A 12,134-nucleotide genomic window follows, 5' to 3' on the forward strand; every position below is an offset into this window, starting at 1 on the left:
CACGCTGTGGCCCGACGGGTCATGCTTTCGCCCGGTACGCCCGCATGGCCAGCGGATAGAACACCACCGCTATGCCCACCGCCCAGACCAGCGACCACAGGACCGGCCGCCCCACCTCGCCGCCGAGCAGCAGCCCGCGGAAGGCGTCCGACAGATGCGTCACGGGGTTGACCTCGACCCAGGCCTGGAGCCACCCCGGCATGGTGTCGACACGGACGAAGGCGCTGCTGGTGAAGGTGATCGGGAAGATCAGCGTGAAGCCGAAGGCCTGCACCTTCTCCGCGTCGCCCGCCAGCATCCCGATGAGCACCGCGCACCACGACACGGCCGCCGCGAAGGCGATGAGCAGCAGGACGCCCAGGAGGAAGCCGCCGAATCCGCCGGTGATCCGGAAGCCGAGCGCGAGGCCGAGGGCGATCATCAGCAGCGACGCCCACAGGTGCTTGGCCAGGTCCGCGGCGATCCGGCCGAGCAGCGGCGCCGAGCGGGCGATCGGCAGGCTCCGCAGCCGGTCGAAGACGCCCTTGGTGAGGTCGGTGTTGAGCGCCATCGCGGTGTAGACGGTCATGAACAGGGTGTTCTGGACGATGATCCCCGGCAGGGCGTACCGCAGGTACGCGTCCGGCGAGCCGGCCATCTGGCCGCCCATCACGTACGTGAAGAGGAACACGAACATGATCGGGGTGATGCTGTAGTCCACCAGCTCCAGCGGGTTGTGCTTGACGGCCACCAGGCTCCGCCACGCCATGGTGGCGGTCTGGCGCACGGCGGCCCCGGGCGGGACGCGGCCGCTCGCCGTCACCGGCGCGGTCGCGGTGGTGGCGGTGGTCGCGGTCATGCCGAACTCACCGCCTTCTCGATGTCGCTGTCGTCGGGCTCCGGCGTGCGCCCGCCCTCCTTGCCGGACTCCTTACCCGGCTCCTTTCCGGGTTCCGGCTCGGCGCGGTGGCCGGTCAGCGCCAGGAACACCTCGTCGAGGGACGAGCGGCGCAGCGTGAGCTCGCCGACCGCGATGCCCGCCCCGTCCAGCCGCCGTACGACGGCGGGCATCAGCTCCGGGTCGTTCACCGGCGCGGTGATCACACCGCCCTCGATCTGGGTCTGCGCGCCGGCCGCCTGCTCCACCAGGGCGTGCGCCGCGGCCAGGTCCGCGTCCCGCACCGGCCGCAGCTGGAGGACCTGGCCGCCCACCTGGGACTTGAGCTCGTCGGGGGTGCCCTCGGCGATCACCCGGCCCCGGTCGATCACCACGATGTCGTCGGCGAGCATGTCCGCCTCGTTGAGGTACTGGGTGGTGAGCAGGGCCGTCACGCCCTCGGCGACCAGGCCGCGCACCATGTCCCACAGCTCGCCGCGGCTGCGCGGGTCGAGGCCGGTCGTCGGCTCGTCGAGGAACAGGATCCGCGGCCGCCCGACCAGGCTCGCCGCCAGGTCCAGCCGGCGCCGCATGCCGCCGGAGTACGTCTTCACCGCGCGCCCGGCCGCGTCGGTGAGGTGGAACCGCCCCAGCAGCTCCGCCGCCCGCGCCCTGGCCTCGCGCCGCGATATGCCCAGCAGCCGCCCGATGAGCAGCAGGTTCTCGGTGCCCGTGAGGTTCTCGTCGACCGCCGCGTACTGCCCGGTCAGGCCCACCAGGGAACGCACGAGGCCCGCCTGCCGCACCACGTCGTGCCCCGCCACGGTCGCCCGGCCCGCGTCGGGCTGGAGCAGCGTGGCGAAGATGCGGACGGCGGTGGTCTTTCCGGCGCCGTTGGGCCCGAGCAGCCCCAGCACCGTCCCGGTCCGGGCGGCGAGGTCCACGCCGTCCAGCGCCCGGGTCTCCTTGAAGTGTTTGGCCAGGCCCTCGGCCTGGATCGCATACGCGTCGGTCATGGGAGTTTCCCCTCGGATCGGGGTCGTCGCGCTGACGCGGGCGGACGGCGGCCGGCCGACGCCCACCCTTCCCACAACTGTGACGCACGCCACTGGGATTCCCTGGCGCCGGCCGACACCAAAACGTAATGAGAGAAACTACCTACCACCGGTAAGATCATTTCGCTCATTCTTCAGCCGCGAGAGACGCCAGGAAAGAACAACATGAGACTGCGTAGGGCCCTCCCGATCGCCGCCGTATTGCCGGCCCTGCTCGCGGTGTCCGCGTGCAGCGGGGAATCGAATGAATCTGGCGACAAGAAGCCGGATGCGAAGGCGAGCGCCAAGGGCACAGAGAGCGCCGAAGAAAAGGAGGCAGCCGAAGCGAAGCAGCTGGGGGCCCTGGACACCAAAACCCTCGAAAAGGTGGTCCTCACCGGAAAATCCGCCGGATTCGACGCGAAGAAAATCGCGAAGGCGGAGGTCGAAGCCGGCCGCAACATGGAGGCTGACAACAAGACCTGCCAGCCCCTCGCGAGCCTCATCGGCGGCTTCACCCACATCAAGCCGGTCAGCGCGGCGCACCGCTCGCTCCAGCCCACCGAGGCGACCAACGCCACCGTGGGCTCCATGTGGCTCGTCTCCCACTCCGAGAAGAACGCCGTCCAGGTCATGAAGGACCTCCGCGCGGCCGTCACCGCATGCCCCAAGGGCTTCAAGACGCTGGGCCTCACGTACGGCAAGGTCGACGGCCTCACGGCGCCGAAGCTGGGCAACGAGGCCGTTGCCTACCGGATCACCGGCGACATCGGCAAGCAGAAGGTGCCCATGAGGTACACGGTCGTGCGCAGTGGCGGGGTGATCGCGGCGTTCTACGGTGTGAACATGCTCGACGAGAAGAAGGCCGCCATTCCGGAGGCGGTCGTCAAGGCGCAGCTGGAGAAGATCGCGAGCGGCAAGGGCTGAGGCAGCTCCCTACAAACGAAGGGGCCTCCCGGTGCTCGACACCGAGAGGCCCCTTCCCGTCGACGGACTCCCGTCGGGAGTTGCTTAGGAGCCGCTCAGGAAGGCCTCCAGGGCCGGTCCCGTCGTCGCCACGACAGCGGCGCTCTCCCGCATATCTGCGGAAAGGTGGGCCCGATCCCCCTCCTCGCGCAGGATCACCGGCCGGTCCGTCGGAATCACGCTCGCCCCCAGGCGCTCCACCAGCTCGGCCAGGATGTCGAAGAACTGACCGGACGGGAAGCGGTTGACGGCGACACTGACCTCATTGACGTCCACATCGAGCTCATGCCCGTCTGCAGTACGGATCAGCACGCCGTTTGTGAGGTCCTCGTCGGCAGCGACGATGTACGGGCTCAGGACCTCGCGCACCAGGTCCACGTCGAGGGGCTCCGGTTCACCGTTCCTGTAGCGGAGCACGAACAGCATGCGACTCATTCTGTGGTCCTCATCGAAGTCCTTCTGAAATGATCGGGATGAGGCCTTCCCTGGAAAGCACTTCCCAGGGAAGGCCTCACTGGTTCGCCATGCTACGGCATGTAAATCACGTCGATCTTCCCTGCGAGTTCGGGAGTATCCGCGACCATGTGACGGAATGCTGTCGCCGCCTCCGGGGAACTCACGTAATAGACGATCGGCGTGTAAGTGTCATCGACCGCAGACTTGGCCCCCGCGACCTGTGCCTTCGCCTCGGTGATGGGGGCCGTGACGAAGAACTTGAACTTTCCAGTCGCGGGATCGATGACGCCACTGTCGCTCCAATACTTGGCGTCGATCAGCTTGCCGTTCTGGTAACCGTCAAGCTTGACGTACTCACCCTTCCGGCCGGCGACGGGGTACTTCATCTTCAGCTTGTAGACGAAGCCTTCCGGCACGCCGCCCGTCACCCGCTGCTGATAGGCAGCGGCAGCGGCCGCCATACCTTCGTTCTCCGCAGCCCAGAACCCGGGTCCGTTGAGCCCGCCCACCCAGCAACCGGGACCGGTGCCGCCACCGGAACCGGAGCTTGTGGTGGAGTAGGCGGCGACCCTGAAGGTCGCGTTGTCAACCTTGTCGACGCTCTCGCATGCATCGTCGAGCTTCCTGACGATGCGGCTGACCATGCCCTGCACGGCAGCCTCGGTCAGACCGATGGAACGCAGCGCCAGCCAGGCATCAGTGAAGCCCACGCCCGTCTTGAGGGCGGCGTCCATCGCCGTCACCGCGGCCTTCGCCGACTTGAACAGCGCGCCGGCGACGAACCAGCCCGCGGCCCAGGCGCAGTCGCCCCAGCTGCCGGACGCGCCGCCCGGCGTGATCTTCTGGGCACAGCCGATGAAGTCACCGAGCAAGACGTCGATGGGGTCGATGCCCGAGTTGAACTCGAGCATCGTGAGGGTGTAGCTCAGCCGCTCGGTCCTCGCCTCCGCCACCTCCGGGCCGAGGTAGACGGTGTCCGCGTCCGGGCAGCCGCCCGTGTAGGTCTCCGACGCGGCCAGGCACATGAAGAGGTCGACGTGCGACTTGTACGTGATGTCGGCCGTGATCGTGCAGTCGCCGAAGTGGATGATCGGGTTGCAGTTGTCCTTGACGACGTTCTTCGGTTCGCCGATGTACTCGATGTGGTCGAGGACCGCCCACACCCCGCCGATCCCGGTGGTGACACCCTCCGAGATCTGCTGGTTGTTGCCGGCCGTCTCCGTGCGGTCGGCGGCCTGCTGGGCCTCGTTCGCCGCGTCCCACGCGCCTGCGGCGGCCTTTTCCGCCGCCGTCGCGTCGGACTCCGCCTGGGTGGCGGTGGCGCGGGCGCTGGCCGCGTCCTCCTCGGCCTTGGTGGCCGCGGCGCGAGCGCTGGCGGCGTCCTTCTCGGCCTCGGTGGCCGCGTTGTCGGCCGCGGCGGCGTCCTGTTCGGCGTCGTTCGCCGCCCACCAGGCCTTCACCGCGTCCTCGCCCGCCGACTTGGCGTAGCCGTCGGCTCGGTTCGCCGAGGCCTGGGCGGCTTTGGCGTCCGCCGCGGCCTGGGTGGCCGAGGTCTGGGCGCGCTGGTACGCCTTGGCGGCCCGGACGGCGTCGGCTGCCGCCGCCGCTGAGGCCTGCGCCGCGAGCTTCATGTCCGCGGCGGCCTGCTCGGCCAGCGCCTTCGCCTCGGCGGAGAACCCTTCCGCCATGTTCGCGGTGGCGGCGGCTACCGCCGCCTGCTGCTGCGAGATCGTCAGGGACTGCTGGCCGGTCAGCACCGCGAACGCGGCGGAGCTGTCGACCTCCTGGTACGGGCCACCGAGGGCGATCGCCTCGTTGGCCGGCTTGATCACCGCTGCGGCGGAGTCGCGGGCGGCGAGCGAGGCCTGGACGGCCGCGTAGGCACGGCCGGCCGTGATGGCCGCCCAGGACGCGGTCTGCAGTGCCTCGGTGCGCGCGGCAGTGGCCTCCGTCTTGGCGACCTTGGCCGCCGCGGAGGCCTTCTCCGACTGCTCCTTGGCGCCCTTGGCGTCGGCCGCGGCCGCCTGGGAAGCATCGATGGCTTCGGCAGCGGCAGCGTGCGCCGCGGCGGCGGAACCGGCCGCGACCAGGTAGGACGCCCAGGTGTCGTCTGCCGCCGCCTTGGCACGGGCCGCGGAGCCCTGGGCCTGGGTGGCCGCCGTGCGGGCGTTGGTGGCCGCGGTCGTGGCCGCGTTGGCAGCCTTACGGGCGTCGGTGGCCGCCGTGGTCGCCGTATTGGCGGCGGCACGGGCCTCGGTCGCCGCGGCCCGGGCGGCCTCGGCCGCGTCCGTACCGTCGACGGCCGCGGCGTGGGCCTCCAGGGCCGCCGCCTTCGCGTTCAACGAGTCCCGCCGCTGCTCGGCCTCCAGGGCCTTGTCGCGGGCGGCGACCGCATCGCGTTCCGCCTGCTCGGCATCCCCCCTGCGGGCTGCCGCCGTGGCCCCGGCCGCCTCGGCCGAGAGGCGGGCGTCACCAGCGATCCGGCCCTGGGCGACCGCATCGGCCTCGTGGGCCTTGGCCTTGTCCCGCTCGCTCTCCGCGGTGGCCCGATAGGCCGCCGCGTTGGCGCGCTCCAGCTCGGCGACGGCGCGGGACGCCTGGGCGTCGGCCGCGGCTTGCCGTGCCTGTTCCTCTTCGGCGAGGGCGGTTTCCTTGGCCTTCTTGGCCGTCGCGGCGTTCGCCGCGGCCGAGGCCGCGTACGCGTCGGCGCTGTCCGCCGCGGCCTTCGCCTGGGCGGCGGCCTCCTGGGCGGCGATACGGCGGAACTCGGTCTTCAGCGCGTGCGCCTGGGTCTGGGCCAGGGCCAGCAGGGTCTGGGACGTCGCGACCGTGGCGTTCGCCGCGTTCAGCGCCGTCTCGGTCGCCTTCGCCGCGGCCGTGGCGGCCGCACCCGAGGCGCGGGCGACCTGGACCGACTGCTGGGCGTACATCAGGCCACGGCCGCGCGGCACGTCGGCGCCGTCCGCGATGGCCCAGGCGTTCTGCTGGCCCGTGACCGCGCGCTGAGCCGCGGCGTTGGCTAGACCGGCCTGCTCCTTGGCGGTGGTGGCCAGGGCCTGGACCTTGCCCCGGGCCTTCGCCAGGTCCGTCTTCGCCTTGTCGAAGAGCGCCTGCTTCGGCTTGAAGAGGTGGTCGGGGTCGTTCTTGAGCTGGTCGTGCCAGTACTTCTGCCAGCGCAGGATCTGGTCGGCGAGCCACGCCTGTCCGATGGCCTCGACCATCGTGTCGGCGGCGACCCGGGTCGCGGCGGCGGCGTCCGCCTCCGCCTGCATGATGACGGCCCGCGGGGCGGCCTGACCGGCGTACTCCGCCTCCCACTCGGCCGAGGCCTGGGAGACGGCCTCGCTCAGGGCGTTGCGCGGGTCGACCGGGTCCTGGTGGTTGCAGGAGGACCAGGCCTGCTTGAGGTTTTCCACCTCGATGCGGAACGCCGCCGTACCCTCGGTGACCTTTCCGGCGGGGAAGCCGCCGTGCCGCAGGTAGGTGGCGATGTCAGCGGAGGTGGTGCCGCCGGTGAACCGGGTGTTGGTCAGGCTGGAGTCCCGCAGCATGGCGTCGGCGGCCCAGTCATGCCAGCTGTCCTTGCCGCGGTTCTGCTCGGTGATTTCCCGGGCCTTGGCGATCGCCTCGGGGCTGGCGTTGGTGTGCGCGTCCCAGCCGAGACGGTCGGCCAGCTTCGCCTGCGCCGCGAGGGTGAAACCGAGGGTTTCGGCTCCGAACTCCGGTGCGTGCAGCGTGATCCCGTCGTCGAACGAGCTCATCGCATACGGGCGGTTGGCGTCCTCCAGGAGGGCCTCACGAGCCGCGACCGCGTCCATGTAGGCGTGGCTCGCCTGCCGGTCCTGGTCGCGGGCCTGCCCCAGCGGCATGAACCCGAGCCAGCCGATGTCGCCGATGACCTCGTGCAGCTGGAGGTCAGTGCTGCTCAGCCCTTGGATGGCCGTGGCCTTCATCCTCGCGCCGCCCGCGTGCAGGGCGACACCCGCGACGCAGCGCTCCAGGCGTGGGGTGCTGCGGACGTCGCTGATAACGGCGGTCAGCTCGTTGAGCCGGCGCAGGGCATTGTCGGCGTCGACGAAGATCTTCCGCATGCCGGTGGAGACCTTCTCGATCGCCTCCGCGAGCGCGGGCATACGGCCCACGATCACGGCGGACGACGGGATGTCGACCAGCCCCCAGAGGCACTCCTCGACGTCCGAAGCGGCCAGGCACTGCTTGACCTTGGCGGCGTCGAGTTGCTCGAAGAGGATCTGCCCGCCGTTGGCGCCGGCCCACTCGACGACGTTCACGGAGACGGCGGCGATGCCGCTCCGGTAGTCGTCGACACAGCTCTGGCCGCAGGCATCGAGAAGGATCTTCTCCTCGCGCTCGCCGAGCTTCGGCCAGTTGTCCGCACCGCCCTTGATCGGTGTGGTGCCCTCTGCGAGCGCCGCCTTGTGGGCGGCCTCGTTCTTCTCGCGCTGCTCCTGCTCAGCCTTCTTCGCGGCCTCCTCGGCGGCGGTGCTGTCGCCCGTCGCGTCGGACGCCTTGCCTTCCGCGGCCTTGGCCTGCTGCTCCGCCTCGGCCGCCTTCCGCGCGGCCTCCGCTGCCGCCTCGGCGGAGCGACCGGCCTTTCCGTTGGCCTCGGCGGCGTGCCGCTCGGCGTCGGTGGCCTCGCGGTCGGCCTCCAGGGCCGCGCTGCTCGCCGCGTCGGCGGTGATACGGGCGCTGAGAGCGTCGTTCCCGGCCTGCTCGGCGTGGTCGGTGGCGGTATCGGCCGCGTTCTTCGCGGCCGTCCGGGCATTGGTGGCCTCGGCCACGGACGCCTGGGCGCGGATCACGGCTTCGACGGCGCGCGCCGAGTCCGCGGCGGCGCGGGCGGCCGCCTCGGCGGCGAGCTTCGCGTCGCCGGTTGCCTGGGCGGCCGCCTGCTGCGCGGCCTCGGCGGCGGCGGCCGCCTCGACGGCCTTGGCCTCGGCGGCCTTGGCCTGCTGTTCCGCGATCGTCTTCGACGACTGGCCGACGAGCACGGCGAACGCGGCGGCGCTGTCCTTCTCCTGGTACGCGCTGCCCACGGTGACGGCCTCGGTGGAGGCGGCGACCGCTTCCTTGGCACTGTCACGGGCGGCGAGCGCGGCCTGGCCGGCGGCGTAGGCGCGGCCGACGACGGTCGCGGCCGACTTCACCGCCTCGGCTGCGCCGACCTCTGCGGCGGCGGCCTCCAGGCCGGCCTTCTTGGCGAGCGCGGTGGCGTTCTCGGAGGCGGTGGCGGCGTTGTCGGCGCGAAGCGCCGCGTCCTGGGACGCGTCGAGCGCGGCAGCGGCGGCGGCACGCGCAGTGGAGGCCGCGCCGATGGAGGCGTAGTGCGCCGACCACGCGCTGCTCGCACTCGCCTGGGCCCGCTCTGCGGCGCCCTCCGCCGTGGTGGCGGCGGAGCGTGCCGTAACGGCCGCGGTGGTCGCCTGGTCCGCAGACGCTTGGGCGGCGGTGGCGGCCTCGGCCGCCTGATTCGCGGCGGTACGGGCCGACGTGGCCGCCGCACGGGTCTCGGCGGCGGCGGCCGTACCTTCGGCGGCGCGGGCTGCGGCTTCGAGAGCGGCGGCGCGGGCCGCGGTGGCCTGCTTCGCGCGGAGAGCGGCGAACGCCTTCTCGCGCGCGGTCTGCGCGGCCTTCGCCTTCTCGTCGGCGACCTTGCGCTTGGCCGTCGCGTCCGTGGTCGCGGTCTTCGCGGCCGTGTCGGCACCCTTGGCCGCCGTCTGCTGGGTGGCGGCCCGCTGCTCGGCTTCCTGGGCCTTGGCACGCTCGGCGGCGGCCTTGGCCCGGGAGGCGACCGCGGTGGCCTGCTCCGCCTGGGCCTTGGCGCGCTCGGCGGCGGCGGTGGCGGCGGCGGTCTTGGCCTTGTCACGCTTCTGCTCGGCCGTGGTCCGCGCACTCTTGGCCGCGGTCGCGCTCGCCGCGGCCGCCGTAGCGTTGGCCTCGGCGCTGTCGGCCGCGGCCTTGGCCTGAGAGGCGGCCTCCTCGGCGGCGACCCGGCGGAACTCGGTGTTGATCGCGTGCGACTGCGTCTGGGCCTTGGCGAGCAGCGCGTCGCTGTCGGCGATCGTGGCGTTCGCGGCGGCGAGCGCGGTTTCGGTGGCCTTCGCGGCCGCCGCCGTGGCCGCGGCGGAGGCGCGGGCGACCTGGACCGACTGCTGGGCGTACATCAGACCGCGGCCGCGCGGCACGTGGGCGGTGTCGGCGACGGCCCAGGCCTCCTGCTGGGCGGTCGCGGCGGTCTGCGCCGCGGCGGCCGCCTTGGTGGACTGCTCCTTGGCCTGGGCGGTCAGGGAAGCGACGTGCGAGCGGATCTTCGCGAGGTCCGCGTCGGCCTGGTCGTACATCGCCTGGTCGGGCTTGTCCAGAATGCTGTCGGGGTTCTGGGCGAGCTCGTCCTGCCAGTACTTGCGCCAGGTCAGGATCTGGTCGGCGAGCCAGGCCTGGCCGAGGGCCTCAACGAGGTGATCGGCCGCGGCGCGGGTGGTACCGGCGGCATCGGCCTCCGCCTGGATGATCGTGGCGCGCTGGGGGGCCTGTCCGGCGTACTCCAGCTCCCACTCGGCCATCGCGGTCATGACCGGCTCGTTGAGCTTGCGGCGGGGGTCGATCGGGTTCTGGTAGTCACAGGCGGCCCAGGCCTGCTTCAGGTCCTCGACCTCGACGCGGTACTCGGGGGAGTCCTTGGCGGGCGCGTCCACCGCGAACCCGCCACGCCGCAGGTAGCCCGCGATGTCGCTGGAGGTCGTCCCGCCCGCGTACCGGGTCTCGTCGACTGAACCCGGGTACAGCATGGCGTCGGCGGCCCAGTCGTGCCAGCTGTCCTTGCCCCGGTTCTCCTCGGTGATCGCCTTGGCGCGGGCGACGGCCTCCGGGCTGGCGTTGCTGTGGCCGTCCCAGCCGAGGCGCCAGGACAGTTCCCTCTGGACGACGAAGGTGAAGCCGAGCACGTCCTCGCCGAACTCCGGCGCGTGCAGCTGCATGTCGTCGCTGGCCCAGGCCGACTCGTTGTAGGGCTTGTTGGCGGCCTCGAGGCCTTCCTTGCGGGCCCTGAGTGTGTCGCCGTAGACGCCGACCGCATTGTCATCGGCGGTGCGGGCCTCGCCCAGCGGGTAGAACCCGATCCAGCCGATGTCCCCGACCGTCTCGCGGAGTTGCTCGGCGGTACCGGTGAGGCCCTCGATGGCCTTGGCCTTCATATTCGGACCGCCGACGTGCAGCGCCACGCCGGCTATACAGCGGTCGAGGCGCCGGCTCTCGCCAACGCTGTTGCGTATGAAGGTGGGGTCGTCCTCCTCGGGTGCCGTATCGGCTGCGGCGGGCACGGCCTGGATCAGTCCCAGCAGGACCGCGGAAGCGGTTGTCAGCGCCGTCGCGCTGATGGCCCCGGTCAGTGTGGACCGGAGGCGACGCCGGCGTCTGCCGACGTCTCGGAACAGTGACATGGTCTGCCTTGCAATCTCGCGATCGGCCGGCAGCCCAGTCATGGGCATGACAGCAGGCCCACTCCGACACAGCGCAGTGCCGGTGTGCTCGCCCCTCCCACGAGTCGGCACTGCCGCTTACGTCGCGACCATGTCACAACAGCCCCCGCAAATGAAGGTCACATAATCTCCACCAAGCGCGCACAGAGCCCTAGCGACGGACAAACGGAACCGCCTCTTGATCATCTTGTTACCCGGCGTAAGGACCCGCCCGGCACGCCCCGGCGGCGCCGGACCACCCCCGCCGCGTGACCGACCCCACCCCCCGCAGCCGCCCCTCAGCGGCCCTCCAGCCCCGACAATGGCGAGGTGATCACCTCGCCGTCCCGAAGTGCCACCGCGCCCCGGAGCGCCTCCGCGCAGCGCCGCGCGGAGGCCACGCCGTACGTCGACCTCACCCGTGAGGAGTGGAGCGCCCTGCGGGACAAGACCCCGCTGCCGCTGACCGCCGAGGAGGTCGAGCGGCTGAGGGGCCTGGGGGACGTCATCGACCTCGACGAGGTGCGCGACATCTACCTGCCGCTCTCGCGGCTGCTCAACCTCTACGTCGGCGCCACGGCCAACCTGCGCGGCGCGCTCAACACCTTCCTCGGCGACGCCGGTGAGCGCGGCTCCCAGCGCGGCACCCCCTTCGTCATAGGCGTCGCCGGCTCCGTCGCCGTCGGCAAGTCGACCGTCGCCCGACTCCTCCAGGCGATGCTCGCCCGCTGGCCCGAGCACCCGCGCGTCGAGCTGGTCACCACCGACGGGTTCCTGCTGCCGATGAAGGAGCTCAAGGAGCGGGGCCTGGTGTCGCGGAAGGGCTTCCCCGAGTCGTACGACCGGCGCGCGCTGACCCGCTTCGTCGCCGACATCAAGGCGGGCAAGGACGAGGTGACCGCGCCCGTCTACTCGCACCTCATCTACGACATCGTGCCCGGCGAGCGGCTGACCGTCCGCCGCCCCGACATCCTCATCGTCGAGGGCCTCAACGTCCTCCAGCCCGCGCTGCCGGGCAAGGACGGCCGCACCCGCGTCGCCCTCGCCGACTACTTCGACTTCTCGGTGTACGTCGACGCGCGCACCGAGGACATCGAGGCCTGGTACCTGAATCGTTTCCGCAAGCTGCGCGAGACGGCGTTCCAGAGCCCGTCCTCCTACTTCCGCAAGTACACGCAGGTGACGGAGGAGGAGGCGCTCGCGTACGCCCAAACGACCTGGCGGACCATCAACAAGCCGAACCTGCTGGAGAACGTGGCGCCGACACGCGGCCGTGCCACCCTCGTCGTACGCAAGGGCCCGGACCACAAGGTCCAGCGGCTCTCCCTCCGCAAGCTCTGAAAGGGA

General features: G+C 71.5%; 6 protein-coding genes. 2 read left to right on the plus strand and 4 right to left on the minus strand.

From position 1 onward, the window contains the following. Window positions 1-19: 19 nt before the first annotated feature. Together ACZ42X_RS26400 and ACZ42X_RS26405 are read right to left on the minus strand one after the other, a co-directional pair. Window positions 20-838: an ABC transporter permease gene (locus tag ACZ42X_RS26400; RefSeq protein ID WP_468294887.1), complete on the minus strand. Its 819-nt coding sequence runs from the start codon at window positions 836-838 to the stop codon at window positions 20-22. Beyond that, complete coding sequence (locus ACZ42X_RS26405; protein WP_361421310.1) at window positions 835-1,872, minus strand: ATP-binding cassette domain-containing protein; 1,038 nt, start codon at window positions 1,870-1,872, stop codon at window positions 835-837. Before ACZ42X_RS26405 ends, ACZ42X_RS26400 begins: the two co-directional genes overlap by 4 nt. 204 nt (window positions 1,873-2,076) lie before the next feature. Here ACZ42X_RS26405 and ACZ42X_RS26410 point away from each other — a divergent pair, with 204 nt between their 5' ends. Then, a complete protein-coding gene (locus tag ACZ42X_RS26410) occupies window positions 2,077-2,817 on the plus strand; it encodes a hypothetical protein (RefSeq protein WP_468294890.1) in 741 nt (246 codons plus the stop codon). Window positions 2,818-2,901: 84 nt separating this feature from the next. Here the strand turns inward: ACZ42X_RS26410 and ACZ42X_RS26415 are convergent, their stop codons facing one another. Together ACZ42X_RS26415 and ACZ42X_RS26420 are read right to left on the minus strand one after the other, a co-directional pair. Beyond that, window positions 2,902-3,282: a hypothetical protein gene (locus ACZ42X_RS26415; RefSeq protein WP_468294892.1), complete on the minus strand. Its 381-nt coding sequence runs from the start codon at window positions 3,280-3,282 to the stop codon at window positions 2,902-2,904. 101 nt (window positions 3,283-3,383) lie between these two features. Then, window positions 3,384-10,649: a polymorphic toxin type 27 domain-containing protein gene (locus ACZ42X_RS26420; protein WP_468294895.1), complete on the minus strand. Its 7,266-nt coding sequence runs from the start codon at window positions 10,647-10,649 to the stop codon at window positions 3,384-3,386. 468 nt (window positions 10,650-11,117) lie between these two features. Between ACZ42X_RS26420 and coaA the strand changes: the two genes are divergently transcribed. After that, entirely contained in the window at window positions 11,118-12,128 is a 1,011-nt protein-coding gene (gene coaA / locus ACZ42X_RS26425) for a type I pantothenate kinase (protein ID WP_468294898.1), read from the plus strand. Window positions 12,129-12,134 lie beyond the last annotated feature (6 nt).

The organism is Streptomyces sp. NPDC030862 (assembly GCF_055571835.1).